This is a genomic window from Streptomyces albiflavescens (assembly GCF_014645835.1).
GTDB lineage: Bacteria > Actinomycetota > Actinomycetes > Streptomycetales > Streptomycetaceae > Streptomyces > Streptomyces albiflavescens.
The window spans coordinates 224,923-241,083 of record NZ_BMMM01000001.1 but is presented as its reverse complement, the minus strand read 5'-3'; the positions used below and the strand labels follow the sequence as shown (position 1 = coordinate 241,083).

At 71.8% G+C, this 16,161-nt stretch carries 14 protein-coding genes and 2 pseudogenes; 11 read left to right on the top strand and 5 right to left on the bottom strand.

Annotated elements, in window-relative coordinates; all coding sequences use genetic code 11:
- Positions 1 to 22: 22 nt before the first annotated feature.
- From IEY95_RS01060 to IEY95_RS01020, 9 genes are all read left to right on the top strand, one after another.
- On the top strand, positions 23 to 1,093 hold the full coding sequence (locus IEY95_RS01060) for an alcohol dehydrogenase catalytic domain-containing protein (RefSeq protein ID WP_189183883.1): 1,071 nt from the start codon (positions 23 to 25) through the stop codon (positions 1,091 to 1,093).
- Positions 1,094 to 1,118: 25 nt separating this feature from the next.
- Positions 1,119 to 2,003: an aldo/keto reductase gene (locus IEY95_RS01055; protein ID WP_189183882.1), complete on the top strand. Its 885-nt coding sequence runs from the start codon at positions 1,119 to 1,121 to the stop codon at positions 2,001 to 2,003.
- 298 nt (positions 2,004 to 2,301) lie between these two features.
- Positions 2,302 to 3,525, top strand: a complete 1,224-nt coding sequence (locus IEY95_RS01050) for a cytochrome P450 family protein (RefSeq protein ID WP_189184584.1) — start codon at positions 2,302 to 2,304, stop codon at positions 3,523 to 3,525.
- 202 nt (positions 3,526 to 3,727) lie between these two features.
- Complete coding sequence (locus IEY95_RS48580) at positions 3,728 to 3,880, top strand: hypothetical protein (protein WP_229702498.1); 153 nt, start codon at positions 3,728 to 3,730, stop codon at positions 3,878 to 3,880.
- A 133-nt stretch (positions 3,881 to 4,013) separates the two neighbouring features.
- Positions 4,014 to 4,760 (top strand): nuclear transport factor 2 family protein, encoded by a 747-nt coding sequence (locus IEY95_RS01040; protein WP_189183881.1) that lies wholly within the window; start codon positions 4,014 to 4,016, stop codon positions 4,758 to 4,760.
- Positions 4,757 to 5,098, top strand: coding sequence for a YciI family protein (locus IEY95_RS01035; RefSeq protein WP_189184583.1), 342 nt, complete (start codon positions 4,757 to 4,759; stop codon positions 5,096 to 5,098). Before IEY95_RS01040 ends, IEY95_RS01035 begins: the two co-directional genes overlap by 4 nt.
- Entirely contained in the window at positions 5,089 to 6,342 is a 1,254-nt protein-coding gene (locus tag IEY95_RS01030) for an RNA polymerase sigma factor (protein WP_189184582.1), read from the top strand. Before IEY95_RS01035 ends, IEY95_RS01030 begins: the two co-directional genes overlap by 10 nt.
- 52 nt (positions 6,343 to 6,394) lie before the next feature.
- Positions 6,395 to 6,670: a hypothetical protein gene (locus IEY95_RS01025; RefSeq protein ID WP_189183880.1), complete on the top strand. Its 276-nt coding sequence runs from the start codon at positions 6,395 to 6,397 to the stop codon at positions 6,668 to 6,670.
- 3 nt (positions 6,671 to 6,673) lie between these two features.
- Positions 6,674 to 8,131, top strand: a complete 1,458-nt coding sequence (locus IEY95_RS01020; RefSeq protein ID WP_189183879.1) for an MFS transporter — start codon at positions 6,674 to 6,676, stop codon at positions 8,129 to 8,131.
- On the opposite strand, the pseudogene IEY95_RS01015 reads toward IEY95_RS01020, so the two are convergent.
- The 4 genes and pseudogenes from IEY95_RS01015 to IEY95_RS01000 form a co-directional block, all read right to left on the bottom strand.
- Positions 8,109 to 8,261: pseudogene (locus IEY95_RS01015) on the bottom strand (SDR family oxidoreductase); the annotation flags it as partial. The gene IEY95_RS01020 and the pseudogene IEY95_RS01015 sit on opposite strands and share 23 nt — an antisense overlap.
- Positions 8,262 to 8,883: 622 nt before the next feature.
- A pseudogene (locus IEY95_RS01010) lies at positions 8,884 to 9,108 on the bottom strand (hypothetical protein); the annotation flags it as partial.
- Between the two features lie 35 nt (positions 9,109 to 9,143).
- Positions 9,144 to 9,461, bottom strand: a complete 318-nt coding sequence (locus IEY95_RS01005) for a PadR family transcriptional regulator (protein ID WP_189183878.1) — start codon at positions 9,459 to 9,461, stop codon at positions 9,144 to 9,146.
- A gap of 49 nt (positions 9,462 to 9,510) precedes the next feature.
- Entirely contained in the window at positions 9,511 to 11,112 is a 1,602-nt protein-coding gene (locus IEY95_RS01000) for an alpha-amylase family glycosyl hydrolase (RefSeq protein ID WP_189183877.1), read from the bottom strand.
- A gap of 54 nt (positions 11,113 to 11,166) precedes the next feature.
- Here IEY95_RS01000 and IEY95_RS00995 point away from each other — a divergent pair, with 54 nt between their 5' ends.
- Both IEY95_RS00995 and IEY95_RS00990 read left to right on the top strand, forming a co-directional pair.
- Positions 11,167 to 11,937 (top strand): class I SAM-dependent methyltransferase, encoded by a 771-nt coding sequence (locus IEY95_RS00995; RefSeq protein WP_189183876.1) that lies wholly within the window; start codon positions 11,167 to 11,169, stop codon positions 11,935 to 11,937.
- A gap of 230 nt (positions 11,938 to 12,167) precedes the next feature.
- Positions 12,168 to 13,631, top strand: coding sequence for an MFS transporter (locus IEY95_RS00990; protein WP_189183875.1), 1,464 nt, complete (start codon positions 12,168 to 12,170; stop codon positions 13,629 to 13,631).
- A 393-nt stretch (positions 13,632 to 14,024) separates the two neighbouring features.
- Here IEY95_RS00990 and IEY95_RS00985 read toward each other — a convergent pair whose 3' ends face one another.
- A complete protein-coding gene (locus IEY95_RS00985) occupies positions 14,025 to 16,091 on the bottom strand; it encodes an ATP-binding protein (protein WP_189183874.1) in 2,067 nt (688 codons plus the stop codon).
- Positions 16,092 to 16,161: the final 70 nt, after the last annotated feature.

Here is a 16,161-nt window from a genome sequence, read left to right as displayed (position 1 = left end):
ACAGAGAATCGGAAGCATCCCCATGCGCGCAACACTGATGTACGGCGCCGGCGACGTCCGGGTGGAGGACGTCCCCGACCCGAAGATCCAACAGCCCACCGACGCCCTCGTACGCGTGCTGCGTTCCTGCGTCTGCGGCAGCGACCTGTGGCCCTACGCCTCGATGCCGCCCACCGAGCAAGGCGAACGCATGGGCCACGAATTCCTCGGCGTGGTGGAGGACATCGGCTCGGACGTGTCCGGGCTGAAGCGTGGTGACCTGGTGGTCGCGCCCTTCGTCTGGTCCGACAGCACCTGCGACTTCTGCCGTGAGGGCCTGCACACCTCCTGCCGGCACGGCGGCCTGTGGGCGCGCGACGGTATCGACGGCGGCCAGGGCGAGGCGGTACGGGTGCCCCAGGCGCAGGGCACGCTGGTCAAGCTGCCCGTCGCCGAGGACTCGGCCCTCCTGCCCTCCCTGCTCACCCTCTCCGACGTGTTCTGCACCGGCCACCACTGCGCGGTGACGGCCGGGGTCGACCCGCGTACGACCGTGACCGTGATCGGCGATGGCGCGGTCGGGCTGTCGGCCGTGCTGGCCGCCAAGCGGCTCGGCGCCATGGGGGTGCCCCCGGTCGAGCGAAGCCGAGACTGGGGGAGGATCGTCCTGATGGGCCGGCACAAGGACCGTACCGAGCTGGGCCGCGACTTCGGCGCCACCGACGTCGTGGCCGAGCGCGACGAGGAAGGCATCGAGCGCGTCCGGGAACTGACCCGCGGCGACGGCACCCACACCGTGCTGGAGTGCGTCGGCACGCTCCCGGCCCTGCGGATGTCCCTCGGCGTGGTCCGTCCCGGCGGCACGGTCAGCCGCGTCGGCGCACCCCAGTACGGCGAAATCCCCCTGGGCTTCACGGAGTTCATGAACAACATCACCCTCACCGGAGGGGTGGCCCCGGCCCGCGCCTACATCGACGAACTGCTGCCCGACGTGCTGGAGGGCCGGATCGAGCCCGGCCGCGTCTTCGACCGCACCGTCGGCCTGGGCGACATACCGGACGGCTACCGCGCGATGGCCGACCGCGCGGCGCTGAAGGTCCTCGTCCAGCCGTGAACTCTTCTCTCTCCAAGGAAATTGCATGTCCAGCACCCCACTCCTCAAGCTGAACAACGGCGTCGAGATGCCCACTCTGGGGCTCGGCGTGTACCAGAGCCCTCCGGAGGAGACCGCCGCCGCGGTCGACACCGCCCTGAGGGACGGCTACCGCCTGATCGACACTGCGGCCGCGTACCGCAACGAGAAGGAGGTCGGCGAGGGCCTCGTGCGCTCCGGCGTCGACCGCGGCGACGTCTTCGTCACGACCAAGCTGTGGCTGTCCGACTACGGCTACGACTCCGCCCTGCGCGCCTTCGATACCAGCCTGGCCAACCTGGGGCTGGACTACCTGGACCTGTATCTGCTGCACCAGCCGGCTCCGGCCGATCCGGACCCGTGGACGGCCGCCTACCGGGCCGCCGAGAAGCTGCTGGCCGACGGCCGGGTGCGGGCGATCGGCGTCTCCAATCACACTCCGGGGCTCCTGAGCGACCTCATGGAGCGTACCGAGGTGGTGCCGGCGGTGAACCAGGTCGAACTGCACCCGTACTTCATCCAGGGGGAGTTGCGCGAGGCGCACGCCCGGCTGGGCATCGTCACCCAGGCCTGGTCGCCGCTCGGCGGGATCACCCGCTACTGGCCCCACGCCCCGAACGGCGGCAGGAGCGTCCTGGAGGAGCCGGTCGTCGTCGAAGCCGCCGCCAAGTACGGCAGGACCCCGGCCCAGGTCGTCCTGCGCTGGCACATCGAGCACGGTCTGTGCGCGATCCCGAAGTCCGTCACGCCGCACCGCATCGCGGAGAACTTCGACGTCTTCGACTTCGCGCTGACCCCCGGCGAGGTCGCGGCCATCGACGCGCTCGACACCGGGCTGCGCAGCGGGCCCGTCCCGGACAACATCGGGCTGGACACGTTCGGCCGCCGCTGATGGTGAAGGGGGTCTGCGCACCGGGCGGTTCCCAGCGCCCCGGCAGGCGACGGCCGCGGCCGGGCGCGCCACCCCGGGCCACGTCTTCGACCACCGCTGCGCGCAGGAACCGGCCGCCGGACTCGGCGCCGGCCTGCTCCACTTCCCCTGCGGGCACGACGGCAACATCACCCACCCCAAGGGCTTCGCCGAGCTGCTGCGTACCGTGCTGTGAGCGGGCAGAATCGATCGTCGTACGTCCCGACTCGGCGCCCCTCAAGGAGAATTGGTGGACACCTCACCCGTCGCACCGCACCGTATGGACCCGGCCGGCGGCTGCCCGCACGCCGACAACGCGCGGCTGCTCGTGCGGGGCGCCGTCACACCGGTGGTGCTGCCCGGTGAGGTGGCGGGCATGGCGGTGCTCGGGCACGAGGCGTTGAAGGAGTTCCTCGCGCATCCCGAAGTCGCCAAGGGGGCGGAGCACTTCACGGCGCTGAGGGAGGGGCGGATAGCCGCCGGATGGCCGTTGACGACCTTCGCGACCGTACGGGGGATGACGACCGCGGACGGGGAGGACCATCGGCGGCTGCGGTCGCTGGTCAGCAAGGCGTTCACCGCACGTCGGGTGGAGCAGCTTCGGCCCCGTATCGATGAGTTGACGGCCGGATTGCTCGACGACCTTCACCGCGCGGCCGAAGGCGGTGGGGGAGTCGCCGATCTGCGCCGGCACTTCGCGCTGCCGCTGCCGATGGGGGTCATCGGCGAGCTGCTCGGTGTCGACGCGGAGTACCAAGACCGGCTGCACCATTTGTCGAACCAGGTGGTCGCCACGGACATCGGCCCCGAGCAGGCCGTCGCCGCGAACCGGGAGCTGGTGGCCGTCCTGAGCGCCGTGGCCTCGGCGCGGGCCGAGGAGCCCGGCGACGACCTCACCAGCGCGTTGATCGCCGCCCGGGACGAGGAGGGCGACCGGCTGAGCCAGGAGGAACTCATCGGCACCCTGGTGCTGATGATCATCGCCGGGCACGAGACCACACTGAACCTCATCACCAATGCCGTACGGGCGTTGTGCGGCCACCGGGATCAACTGGACCTGGTCACCAAGGGCGAGGCGAGCTGGGCGGATGTCGTCGAGGAGACGCTGCGCTGGGACGCGCCGGTCAGCTACTTCCCCTTCCGGTATCCGGTGCGGGATCTCACCCTCGACGGGACCGTGATCCCCAAGGGCACACCGGTGCTCGCCGGTTACTCGGCCGCGGGGCGCGACCGGGCCGCGCACGGCCCCGACGCCGACCGCTTCGACGTGACCCGGCCCGGCAGGCCCGGCGCCGCCCGGCACCTCTCCCTCGGGCACGGCGCTCACTACTGTCTGGGCGCCCCGCTGGCGCGCCTGGAGTCCATCATCGCGCTGGAGCGGCTGTTCACCCGCTTCCCCGACCTCGACCTCGCCGTGTCCGAGACGGAACTCTCCCGTCACTCCAGTTTCGTGGGCAACAGCGTACGAGCGCTCCCCGTACGGCCGGGAACCTCCCGCGGCTGACTCCGCGAGCTGCTGTGAAGCTGCGCCGCTGACCCCGCGCATACCACGACGTCCCTCGCGGCGTTCATCGGCCCGGTGCTGCTGCTCGGCATCGGCTTCATCTGCGTCGTGTCCTCGCTGACCTCGGTGGCCGTGAACGCCGTGCCGATCGAGATGACCGGTCGGTGCCAGGGCGGCGGCCCGGACCGCGCTCGGCCACGGCATGGCGCTCGGCGTGGTGATCTGCGGCTGCGCCTCACTGCTCGGCGCTGTGGTCACCCTGCTGCTGGTACGCAAGAACACCGCCCGCGCGGCCGTCGGCGTCACCGGCGAGTCGGCGGCGGAGGCGGCGGCCGTCCAGTACGCAGGTGTGTGAGACGGGAGCCGGGGCTCGCGCCCCGGCTTCCTCGCGTGTCCGGACGTACGCAGGAGAATCTGGAAGGGTGTCGATTCGGAGCGGCCCCGTTCGTCGGTGGGGTGTCAGGACCTCGTGAGCATCTGGAGGAACCATGAAGTACATGCTGCTGGTCTGCGGCGACGACACCGCCGACGCCTCCGGCATGGCGCCCGTCGAACCCTGGGTCGAGGAGCTGGGCGCCGAGCGCGGCGTACGCCTGCACGGCCACCGGCTGCGGCTCCCCGCCGAGGCGGTCACCGTGCGGGTGCGCGACGGCGAAGTGCTGCGCACCGACGGGCCGTTCGCCGAGACGAAGGAGTACGTCGCCGGGTTCGACATCCTCGAGTGCGACACCATGGAGGAGGCGATCGAGGCGGCCGCCAAGCACCCCGTGGCGTCCATCGGGGCCATGGAGGTGCGCGCGTTCTGGGACGACGAGGACGCCGAGGGGGAGATCCGCCGGTTGGACGCGGAGCTGACCGCCGCTGCCCGAGAGCGGGACGTCGACCGGGCGATGGCCTGCTATGCGAAGGACGTCGAGGTGTTCCACCCCATGAGCGGCCTGGAGCAGCGCGGGATCGAGGCCCTGCGCAAGGCCGAGGAGTGGTGGTGGGCGACGCTGGCCGGACCCGTGGAGCGCGAGGTGCTCGACTTCCGCGTCCGGGTCGACGAGAGCGTCGCGTTCAGCCACGCGCTCGTGCGGATGCGCGCCACGCTCACCAACGGCGACGCGCTGGACACCACCGCACGGGTGACCACCGGTTACCGTGCGGCCGGAGACAAGTGGCAGATCGTCCACCAGCACATATCGGTCCCGTTCGACGCCGGAATCCCGGGAAACGAGGAGGCACGGTCATGAAGTACGTGTTCTTCATCTGCACCCCCGTCGGCGGCGAGGAGCTCAGCCCCGAGGAGATCGCCGACGACCCCCGCTTCACCTCGTACATCGAAGAGGTCCGCAGCCGCGACGTGGTGAAGGGCGGAGCCCGGCTGCGGCCGTCCACCGACGCCACCACCGTCCGCGTCCAGGGCGACGAAGTCCTGCTCAGCGACGGTCCGTTCGTGGAGTCCAAGGAGTACGTCGCGGGCTTCGACATCGTCGAGGTCGCCGACCTCGACGAGGCCATCGCGCTCGCGTCCCGTCATCCAGCGGCGCTGGGCGGCGGGTCGGTGGAGGTGCGGCCGGTCTGGGAGTGAACGACGTCGAGGAGGCGGTCGCGGCCGCGTTCCGCGAGGAGTGGGGTCAGGTCGTCGCCACCCTGATCCGGGTGACCGGCGACTGGGACCTCGCCGAGGAGTGCGCGCAGGACGCCTTCGCCCAGGCCCTGGACCGGTGGCGGTGCGACGGTGTGCCGCGCCGCCCCGGCGCCTGGCTGACCACGACCGCGCGCAACCGCGCCCTGGACGTGCTGCGCCGGGAGGCGGTGGGGGCACAGAAGCTGCGGGAGGTGGCCGTGCTGGCGCGCGGCGAGGGACCGTACGACCCGGAACACGAAGACGACAGCGGGGTCCAGGACGACCGGCTGCGGCTGATCTTCACCTGCTGCCACCCCGCGCTGCCCATCGAGGCCCGGGTGGCGCTGACCCTGCGCACCCTCGCCGGGCTGACCACGCCCGAGATCGCCCGCGCCTTCCTCGTCCCCGAGACGACCATGGCGCAGCGCCTGGTCCGCGCCAAGCGGAAGATCCGCAACGCGGGCATCCCGTACCGCGTACCGCCCGCGCACCTCCTCCCCGAACGGACGACGGGCGTTCTCGGCGTGCTCTACCTGCTCTTCAACGAGGGGTACGCCGCCACGGTGGGCGCCGATCTGGTGCGCACGAACCTGTGCGCGGAGGCGATCCGGCTCGCCCGCGTGCTGACCCGCCTGATGCCCGACGAGCCCGAAGTGCTGGGTCTGCTCGCATTGTTGCTGCTGCACGACGCCCGGCGCGGCACGCGGGTCGACGCGGCGGGCGAACTGGTCACGCTGGAGGACCAGGACCGTACGGCCTGGGACAGGGCATCGATCGACGAGGGTGCCGCCCTGCTGGAAACCGCCTTGCGCCGCGGGCGTCCGGGGCCGTACCAGATCCAGGCCGCCATCGCCGCCTGCCACGCCACCGCCGCCACCACCGAGGACACGGACTGGGCCGACATCGCGGCCCTCTACGGCGAGTTGGAGCGCTTCGTGCCCTCCGCCGTGGTGCGGCTCAACCGGGCGGTCGCCGTGGGCATGGCCGAGAGTCCGGCGGCAGGACTGGCCCTGGTGGCGAAACTGGAAAGGGAGGGCGAGCTGGAGGGCTATCACCTACTGCCCGCGACTCGCGCGGACCTGCTGCGCCGCATGGGGCGCACGCCGGAGGCCGCGGAGGCGTACGCCAGGGCGCTGGAGCAGGTGGAGAACGACGCCGAGAGGCGCTTCCTGGAGAAACGGCTCGCGGAGTGTCGATCGGTGTAGGGACCGTTCGTCGGTGGGGTGCAAGGACCCGATCGCGACACTGGAGGCTCCCGTGACCGCAACCGTCCCCGTCGATGTCCCGACGCGGCCCGTCAGGAAGGCCCTCGCCCGGCTGCTCGGGCCCCGCAGGCAGGCGACGCCGCAGACGCACGGCGCCTCGGCCGCGTCGGGCGCCATGTCCGATTCGGCCGGCCCGTCGGCGCCGTATCCGGTCGTGTCGGGCCAGGTCGACCCGGCTCCGCCCGTACCGGGTCCAGATGCCCCGGAACTCGAGCCAGGGCCCGGTGCCCCGGACGTATGGCTCGCCGGCCTCCGCCTGGGGAGCTGAGCCATGACCGCCACGTACACCCCCACGGCACCGTCCGTCGGCACCCCCGACCCCCGCCGCCGGCGCGCCTTGGCCCTGCTCTGCCTGGCCGGATTCATGGTCATCCTGGACGCGCAGATCGTCGTCCTCGCGCTGCCGTCCATCGCGGACGGCCTCGGCTTCTCGACGGGCGGCGCGCAATGGGTCATGAGCGCCTATCTGCTGAGCTTCGGCGGGTTGCTGCTGCTCGGCGGCCGGGTCGCCGATCTCCTGGGCCGCCGCCGTGTCTTCATGGCCGGCACGCTGTTGTTCGGAGTGTCCTCGCTGCTGTGCGGGTTCGCCTGGAGCGCGGGCGTGCTGGTGGCGGCGCGCGCCGTGCAGGGCGTCTCCGCCGCCGTCATGGCGCCCACCGCGCTGTCCCTCCTGCTCAACACCTTCGAGGAGGGCCCTGAACGGAACAAGGCCCTCGCCATCTGGTCCGGCAGCGGCGGATTCGGCGCCACGGCCGCGCTGCTGATCGGCGGACCGCTCACCGATGTCCTCGGCTGGCAGTGGGTCTTCTTCCTGAATGCGCCGGTCGCGCTGCTCCTGCTCACCCTGAGCCCACGGCTGCTGCGGGAGAGCCGGGCCGAGGCAGGCACCCGCTCGTACGACCCGGCCGGGGCACTCACCGTCACCGCCACGCTCGTCGCATGCGTGTACGCGGTCGTCGAGGCACCCCGCGCCGGGTGGCTGTCCGCGCAGACGGTCGGCCTGTTCGCCGTCGCGGCCGCGCTGGCACTGCTCTTCGTCCGCGTCGAGGCACGGTCCACGCAGCCCCTGGTGCCGCTTCGGCTGCTGCGCACGCGGTCGGTGAGCGGCGGCAACCTCGTGGTGTTCCTGCTCGGCAGCTGCGCCTTCGGGATGTCGTACACGCTCTCCCAGTACGGGCAGGGCGTGCTCGGCTACTCGCCGCTCAGGTTCGGCCTCTACAACGTCGTGATGCCCGCGACGGCCGTCATCGGTTCGTACGCGGGCCAGGCCCTGGTCACCCGAATCGGCGCACGCCCGGTCGCGGTCGGCGGCCTTGCGCTGGTGGGCGTGGGCAGCCTGCTGCTGGCCGGGGTTCCTGTGGACGGCGGATTCGTCCGTGACCTGTTCCCCGGGCTGTTGATCTTCGGGCCGGGTCTGGGCGCCTGCGCGGTCGCCGGGTCCATCGCGGCGCTTACCGGTGTGGCGGAGCGGGAGTCGGGCGTGGCGTCCGGCATCAACACCGCGGCCTTCCAGATCGGGGGCGCCTTCGGGGTCGCGGTGGTCTCGTCCGTCGCCATGTCCTGGACCGGCGGCCCCGGGCTCGCGGGGCTGACGGCCGGCTACCGGGCCGCGTTCACCGCGTGTGTCGTGCTCGCCGCGGTCGGGCTGGGGTGCGCGCTCACCTTGCTGCGCAGGTCCGAACGACCGGCTCGGGACCGGCTGGTGACTACGAGTCGAGCGCGTTCGTGATCGCCTTCACGCCGCCGTGCGCCGAGTAGCCGCCGTCCATGGTGATCTCGGCGCCGTTCACGTACGACGACTCGTCCGAGAGCAGGTAGACGACGAGCGGAGCCACTTCGTAGGGCTTTTGTCCGGTGCGGCGAGAGTGCGTGCCGGGCGTCGCGACGCCGCGGAGATCCATCAGAAGCCCCCTAGTCCACGGACGGAGTCCGCAGCACGACGACGCCCCGCATTCGGTTCGAAGCGGGGCGTTGTCGCGCGACTCGTGCTCACTCACCGGGTGGTTCGTCCCGTGTCGCCGTGGCGAGCTCGATGCCGCGGATACGGCGGAGCCAACGGGCCAGGACGTAGAGGGCGCCGCCCACGATCCCGCAGGGCTCCCAGACCTCCGTGACGAGGGCGGGGAGACCACCGTGGCCGACGATGTAGATCGCCTGGGTTCCGACGACGGCTGCGATGAAGCCGTTCGTGCGCGACTCGACGGTCAGCAGCCAGTCCACCGGTACCCACAGGGGAGCGGCGAGATCGCGGACGCGCATCCGGACGGCCGCCCACAGGAAGCCGAGCGCGTAACGCATCCGCGCGCGAGAGGACAGCACGATGTCCTGCTCCGGATCACCGGCGAGGATGGCCGCCCACTCCTCGCGGAGGTGGGTGCGACGTCGTCCGGCGACGAACGCGGCGAAGCCCAGCGTGCCGTTGCCCGCGCGACTTGGGCGGCGCCGGGGGACGGACGGGGCCGCAGCGGGCGTCTCCTCGGCTGAAGAGCTGCCGTTGCGGAGGGCTGTGAACAGCAGGCCGAGCGCGGCGACCAGGATGGCGAGCGCCGTGAGGGCCCCGAAGACCCAGCCCGTGGTGAGCAGCGTGGCGGCGAACGAGGGAGCCGGGCTCAGCATCTTCAGCCCGTAGCCCACGAGAAGGCACACGGCGGCAAACGTCCCAGCCAGCACGGGGGCCAGGACGGCGACGACAGCGAGTGGGCCGGCCGTCGGGACGGGCTCCTCGTGCCGTTCCTCGACGCTCATGCCGCACCCCCGTCATCGGCCGGGCGCAGCCCGAAGAGCCGCGGCTTGCGTTCGCTCGCCAGATGGGTCGCCTGCCGGCCTGTGGCCGTGAGCTCGTAGTAGTAGCGCTTCGGGCGACCGGGATGCTCGCCGGTCTCGGCTCTGCGGACCGTCCATCCCGCGTCGACGAGCCGTTCGAGAATCGGATAGACCGTGCCGGAGCCGAGATCGGCCTCTTCACAGATCCGCAGCCCCCACGCCGGGTTGTCGGGCGTGGAGGCCAGTAGCACCTTGAGGACCTCAAGGGTGGGGCGAGTCAGGCGAATTGATGCCATGTCACGAGTGAAGCACGCACCAAGGCATATGTCGAGAACGACAGTTGAGTCACCGGCCGGCCGGCCGGCCGAGCTCGAAGATGCCGTACGCGAATCCCCGTGCGGTGATGGTTCCGTCATGAAAGAGGATGCCGGCGGACTCCAGGGGACGTGCGTCATCGGTGCCGTCGCACACGTAACGCACGGTATCCCGCTGCGGATTGACCACGACGAGATACCGCTCGCCCCGCACATACACGAACGGACAGCCGGCGTTCAGCACCTCCACCGAGCCGCCCGAGCCCAGTTCCGGCGTGCCCGTGCGGAGGGCGACGAGGCGGCGTACGAGATGCAGGAGGGAGCTGTCGTCGGCGTGCTGGGCGGCGACCGTCGGGCGGTCCGGGGACGGGTCGAGCGGGAGGTAGAGATGGTCGGGCGGGGCGGTGGAGAAGCCGGCGTTCGGGCTGTCGTCCCACTGCATCGGGGTGCGGGAGCCCGCGCGGTTGTAGCGGGGGCCCAGCACGCTGCCCTCCTTGTCGGGCAGGCCCGGGAGGTAGCGCATCCCGATCTCGTCGCCGTAGTAGATCGCCGGGAGTGTCGGCCAGGTGAGCTGGAAGGTGAAGGCGGCGGGGAGCTGATCGGCCGTGCGGGGGCCGCAGTTGAGCCGTGAGAAGTCGTGGTTGGCGGTGGGCAGGGAGATGAAGCCACTGTCGCCGACGGCGGTGGACGCCCGGTGCCAGGCCTCGACGAAGGGGCGGGGCGAGCCCTTGCCGCTGGGGTCGAAGAAGCAGTCGAGCGGGGCCCACGCCTCGTTGACCGTGCCCTCGGCGTTGCTCCACAGCGAGCGCAGGGCGCGGCCGTCGGTGGGTCCGCCGAACTGGAGGAAGAAGTCCGCGTGGAAGCCCGCGGGGACGGACACCTCCGGCTCGCCCCACTCCGAGAGCAGCACCGCGTCCGGATGGGCGCCGTCCAGCCAGTGGCGCAACTCCGTCCAGATCCTGGCGGTTTCCGTCTTGTCGGCGTCGTCCTTCACCAGCGACGCGGCCATGTCGACGCGGAAGCCGGACAGGCCGAGCCCCAGCCAGTGGTCCATGATCGCGCGCAGGGTCGCCCGGTTGGCGCGCGGGCCCTCGGCGTCGACCGGTCGACGCCAGGGCTCGTCCGGATTCTCGCGCGCGTAACCGAAGTTGAGGGCGGGCTGAAAGCCGAAGAAGTTCGGGAGGTACCCGCCCGGGCGGGTACCAGGGGAGGGGACGAAGCCGGCGGGCAGGCCCTCGGGCGCCCAGATGTACCGGTCGTCGGTCGGATCGTTCGCGGCGGTCCTGAACCACGGGTGCTCGTCGGAGGTGTGACCCGCCACGAGGTCCAGCAGCACGCGGATGCCGCGGCGGCCCGCTTCGTCCACCAGCTCGGCGAGGTCGTCGTTCGAGCCGTAGCGGGGCGCGGTGCCGAGATAGTCGCAGACGTCGTATCCGGCGTCGCGGAACGGTGAGGCGAAGCAGGGGTTGAGCCACACGGTGTTGACGCCCAGCCACGCGAGGTGGTCGAGGCGCTCGGCGATTCCGTTGAAGTCGCCGATGCCGTCGCCGTTCGAGTCGGCGAACGACTGCGGGTAGATCTGGTAGAAGACGGCGTCGGCCAGCCAGGCGGGGGCGGGACGGAACGAAGTCATGCAGGGGACCATAGGTCAGCGCACTCCTTGTCCGCTGCCCCTAAGCTGAAGGCGATGTTCACCCCGCAAGGTCCCACGCTCCGCGAACTGGCCGTGCAGGCCCTCTCGTCCGTCGAACACGGCTACGACCTGCTCGCGCCGAAGTTCGACCACACGCCGTTTCGGACACCGGACTCGATCCTCGACGCGGTGGGACGGGCGCTGCACCCCATGGGGCCGTTCGACGCGGGACTCGATCTGTGCTGTGGCACCGGGGCCGGCATGCACGTCCTGGGCACCCTGTGTCGCGAGAGCGTCACCGGGGTCGACATCAGCGCGGGGATGCTGGCGGTGGGGCGCGCGCGGCTGGGTGGCGCCGGCCCGTCGTCCCTTGCGGCACCGCCGGCCCGGCCCCCTGCCATGTGGGTACGCGGCGACGCCCGTGCCCTCCCCTTCGGCCCCGCGTTCGACCTGGTCGTGAGCTTCGGTGCCTTCGGTCATTTCCTGCCGCGCGAGCTGCCGGGCCTGTTCGCCCAGGTCCACTCCGTACTGCGTCCTGGCGGGCGCTTCGCGTTCCCGATCATGGCCCCGCCCGGGCCGACCTCGCCCTGGTACTGGGCCCTGCTGGGCTTCGACGCGGTGATGCGGGTGCGCAACGCCTTCTGGCGTCCGCCGTTCGTCATGTACTACCGGGCGTTCCGTCTCGGTGACGTACGGCGAGAGCTGGCGCGGGCCGGTTTCGAGGTCGATCTTCACGCGCTGCCCGAACTCGGGTATCGCCGGGACGGTGCCCCGCGGTGCCGGATGGTCGTGGCCACGCGGGGCCCTGGCACGGCGCCTGCCTAGGTACTCCAGTTCCATCTGTCAGGGCAGAGCCCTGCCTCCTTAAGCATTTGTTTTTCCAACTCACTTGGGTAGGGTGAGTCTGCTTTCCAAACTAACTACCTCACACCTCCCTCCAGGACCGATCGTGAACATCACCGGAGCCACCGCGCTCGCCAGCGGCGCCGACCCTCGGCCCACGCCCGTCGACATCACCCGCCAGGCCAAGGTCCCGCTGCCCGGTGGGGTGCCTCATGACGTCTGACCTGCGCGACACGGCGACCGAGACGCGCCTCGCCCGTGGAGAGCGTCCGTTGCCGGTCCTGATCGCCGCCTGTCTGGGCCTGTTCACGGTCTTCCTGCAGACCACTCAGACGATCGGCACCCTCAGTGCCGTCCAGGACGACCTGCACATCGCCGCGGCCGACCTGGTGTGGGTGCCCAGCATGTACACCCTGGTCGTCGCCTCCTGTGTGCTGGGGGCGGGCGCGCTCGCCGACCGGTGGGGACGGCGGCGTGTCTTCCTCGCCGGAGCCGCCGCGATGGCCGCGGGCGGAGTGGTGCTGGTCTTCGCCGGGAGCCTGGCCGCCGTCCTCGCCGGACAGGCGGTCGCGGGCCTCGGAGGCGCGCTCATCACGCCCAGCTCACTCGCACTCATCACCCACGCCGTCCCGGATCCCCGCCGCCGTGCCGGAGCGATCGCGGCCTGGGCGGCCACCTCCGGACTCGGCCTCGCCATCGGTCCCGTCACCGCGGGCCTGGCCCTGCGCTGGTGGACCTGGCACACCGCGTTCTGGCTCAACCTGGTCGTCGCCGCGCTCGGTGCGGCGGTCGCCCTGCGCCATGTGGAGGAGTCGCGCAACCCTTCCCAGCGCCTCGACTGGGCAGGTCAGTCGACGGCCATCGGTGGACTCGCCCTGATGGTCTTCTGGCTCATCGACGGCGGCCATCACGGCTACGGATCCGGCCGGGCCCTCGCGGCCGGCGCCGCAGCGGTCGTCCTCCTCGCCGCCTTCGCCGCGGTCGAACTGCGCCGGACGGCCCCGATGGTCGACCTGCGTCTGATGCGCGACCCGTCCTACGGTGCCTCGCTGCTGCTGGCCGCGGCCGTCCTGTTCGGCTTCGTCGGCCTCTCCCTCCTGGAGGTGCTCTGGCTGCAGCGGGTGCGGGGGCTGACGGCGCTGGAGGTGGGCGCTCAACTCCTGGCGGAATTCGGCACGTTCATCGCCGCCTCGGTGCTCGCGGGAGTGCTCGTACGGCGACTGGGGCCACGCACCCTGATCACCGCCGGTCTGCTGCTCGCGGCCGTCGGAGCCACGCTCTTCGCGTGCGTCGATCCCGGCACCACGTTCGGCGGATACGCCGCCGCCTTCGTCGTCTTCGGCCTCGGCTGCGGTCTCGCCAACGCGCCGTCCACCGCGCTCGCCGTCAGCCATGTGCCGCGCGGTCGCGAGGGTGAGGCGGGCGGCACGGTGAACGCCGCCCGCCAGATCGGCGCCGTACTCGGCACCAGCGTCCTCGGCACGCTGATGACCTCGCGTTTCGACGATCGCGTGCGCCAAGTCCGTGATCCACGGGTCGCCTTCACCGACGCGATCGGCCATGCGTCATGGGTCGTGGTGGCGGTACTGCTGGTCGGCGCGGGCGTTTCGCTGGCTTCCTCGCTGTGGTCCGGGCGCGCCGCGGCCGTCGCCTCGTGGTCGGCCGAGGAGAGCTGAGACGGGTCTGCCCCCGCACAAGGCGGGGGCAGCTCTCTCTCGTCCGTGAAGGCGGAGGCGGTGACGGGACATGGGGACACCGCCGTCACCGAGGCCGTCGACCGGGAAGGCCGGCGGCGAACACCTCACCTCTCTCCCTGCCCGGTCGGCCCGGCTGCTCAGCTGCGGACGAAGTCGAGGAGATCGTTGTCGAAGGCCATTTCGAACTCGCCCGCACGGGGCGAGGATGTGCTCGCGCCATAGTCCCCACCGTCCCCGTGCGGCCCAGAGAGTCCAGCGCGTCCCGCGGCGCGGACCGCGAGCCGGTGCCCGGCTCATGGAAGATCCGGTACAGGCGGGCGCTCACGATCCGTGGTGAGGGAGCCTCACAGCACTTGCGGCACCTCGCCGGCCTCAAGGCTGTTGAGGCAGCCCGCCCAGCGCCAGCGTCACCGCCGCGTCCGGCCCCAACTCGTGGCCCTCGCGCACCGCTTCGGCGAATCGGGCCTGGCCCAGGGCCGCGCGCAACCGGCGTACGTACTCTCTGCGGAAGACGGTCGTCTCGGAGTTTCCGAGCCGGGGGAGCCCGGCCGCGTACCAGAGACGTCTGCTGACGCCGAGGAGCTGCGCGGCGAGCTCCGGCTCGCCCCGGCAGGCCTGCGCGGCCACCAGCAGGTCGGTGACCGCCGCGGCGCCGAGCTGGTCGTGCACGCGCCACTTGGCGGCCAGCGCCTCGCGCCCCGTACGCAGCGCCTCGTCCGGGCGGCCCAGGCCGATACCGGAGAGGGAGACGAAGAAGTCGCCCCAGGCCCGCATCCACAGTTCGCCCCGCTTCGCACAGTCCGCGCGCAGCCGTTCCGCCACCGCCGCGCACCGCTCGAAGGCGCCCTGGCTGGCCAGCAGATAGGCCTGCACGGCGAGCGTCAGCAACTGGAAGAACTCCGCGCCTCCACCGGCCCCGGGCCACTGCGGGGCACTCCCGTACAGCACCGCCGAACGCGCCGACTCCCCGCGCACAGCCAGGCTCGCACCGGTCAACGGCAGGGCGGGCACCGGCAGGTGGCGTTCCTCGGCGAGCCACACATACGCGGCGCTGACGGACTCCGCGGCGTCCAGGTCATCGGGTACGACGGTGACCAGGCGGTGCGTCCAGATGGCGAGCGTGTGCTCGGGGCCCAGCGTGTGGGCCCGGCGCAGTGCGCGCTCCAAATATCCGCGCCCCTCTTCGGCGAAGCCGCAGGCGAACCAGAAGTACCAAAGCGTGCCCGCGAGTTCGAGCGCTGTCTCCGGCTCCGACGCCGCCAGGCACTCCTCCATCGCCAGCCGCAGATTGGCGTGCTCCGCGCTGAGCCGCTCGGCCCACATCCGCTGGCCGGGGCCGAGCCACTCGGCCTCGCCCTGCCGGGCGGTCCAGCGGAAGTAGTCCCGATGGCGGCGGCGCACGGCGTCCGCCTCCCCGAGGCCGTCGAGCCACTCGGCGCCGAACGAGCGAACCGTGTCGAGCATCCGGTAGCGCACGGCCGCGCCGTCGTCCTCGCGCGTCACGATCGACTTCTCGGTGAGGGAGGCGAGCAGCCCGAGAATGTCCTCGGCGTCCAACGGGCCGCCGTGGCAGACGAATTCGGCCGCCTCCACGTCCCAGCCGCCCGCGAACACCGACAGACGCGCCCACAGCAGCCGTTCCAGCGGGCTGCACAGCTCATGGCTCCAGCCGATGGCCGTACGCAGTGTCTGATGGCGGGCCAGGCGCGGCCGCGCGGGCGAGACGAGCAGGTCGAACCGGGAGTCGAGACCCTCGAGGAGCCGGTCGAGGGGGAGCCCGCGCAGCCGCACCGCGGCCAGCTCCAGGGCCAGCGGAATCCCGTCGAGACGGGCGCAGACGGCCGCCACGCTCGCCCGGTTGGCGTCGGTCAGCGCGAACGACGGCACTGCCGCCGTCGCGCGCGCCGCGAACAGGGCCACCGCGTCGTCCCGTTCCCCGAGCGGCAGCGGCGCCACCGTCAGCAGGTGCTCGCCCGGCACACCCAGCGGCTGGCGGCTGGTGGCCAGCACCCGTAACTCCGGTACCCGGCCGAGGAGCTCCAGCACCAGGCGCGCGCACTCGTCGAGCACGTGCTCGCAAGTGTCGAGAAGGAGCAGCGGCGGTGCCCCGGCCAGATGCTCGCAGAGCGCCTCCAGGAGCGGCAGCAGGGTCTGCTCGGTCAGCCGGGTCGCCTGGGCCACGGCGTTGGTGAGCAGATCCGGGTTTCGCAGCTCCGACAGTTCGACGAGCCACCCCCCGCCGGTGAACGCCTCCCGCGCCGCAAGCGCCGCCCGCAGCGCCAGCCGTGACTTGCCCACACCTCCGGGACCGGTGAGCGTGACGAGGCGCGCGGTGCCCAACAGGCGTGATATGTCGGCGAGTTCACTCTGGCGTCCGATGAAGGTATTGGCCTCGGCGGGCAGATTGCCTGCTCGGCCGTTGCGCACTGAGGCAGCCATCGTTCCCCCTCACCGGTCCCGATGGCGGTCACGATAACCCCCTCACACCGAAGCCGCGTCAGGCGTAGCG

Bases quoted from the DNA above. Each gene is read 5' to 3' on its own strand.
- IEY95_RS01060 (WP_189183883.1), top strand. From the start codon at position 23: ATGCGCGCAACACTGATGTACGGCGCCGGCGACGTCCGGGTGGAGGAC.
- IEY95_RS01055 (WP_189183882.1), top strand. From the start codon at position 1,119: ATGTCCAGCACCCCACTCCTCAAGCTGAACAACGGCGTCGAGATGCCC.
- IEY95_RS01050 (WP_189184584.1), top strand. From the start codon at position 2,302: ATGGACCCGGCCGGCGGCTGCCCGCACGCCGACAACGCGCGGCTGCTC.
- IEY95_RS48580 (WP_229702498.1), top strand. From the start codon at position 3,728: ATGGCGCTCGGCGTGGTGATCTGCGGCTGCGCCTCACTGCTCGGCGCT.
- IEY95_RS01040 (WP_189183881.1), top strand. From the start codon at position 4,014: ATGAAGTACATGCTGCTGGTCTGCGGCGACGACACCGCCGACGCCTCC.
- IEY95_RS01035 (WP_189184583.1), top strand. From the start codon at position 4,757: ATGAAGTACGTGTTCTTCATCTGCACCCCCGTCGGCGGCGAGGAGCTC.
- IEY95_RS01020 (WP_189183879.1), top strand. From the start codon at position 6,674: ATGACCGCCACGTACACCCCCACGGCACCGTCCGTCGGCACCCCCGAC.
- IEY95_RS01005 (WP_189183878.1), bottom strand. From the start codon at position 9,461: ATGGCATCAATTCGCCTGACTCGCCCCACCCTTGAGGTCCTCAAGGTG.
- IEY95_RS01000 (WP_189183877.1), bottom strand. From the start codon at position 11,112: ATGACTTCGTTCCGTCCCGCCCCCGCCTGGCTGGCCGACGCCGTCTTC.
- IEY95_RS00995 (WP_189183876.1), top strand. From the start codon at position 11,167: ATGTTCACCCCGCAAGGTCCCACGCTCCGCGAACTGGCCGTGCAGGCC.
- IEY95_RS00990 (WP_189183875.1), top strand. From the start codon at position 12,168: ATGACGTCTGACCTGCGCGACACGGCGACCGAGACGCGCCTCGCCCGT.
- IEY95_RS00985 (WP_189183874.1), bottom strand. From the start codon at position 16,091: ATGGCTGCCTCAGTGCGCAACGGCCGAGCAGGCAATCTGCCCGCCGAG.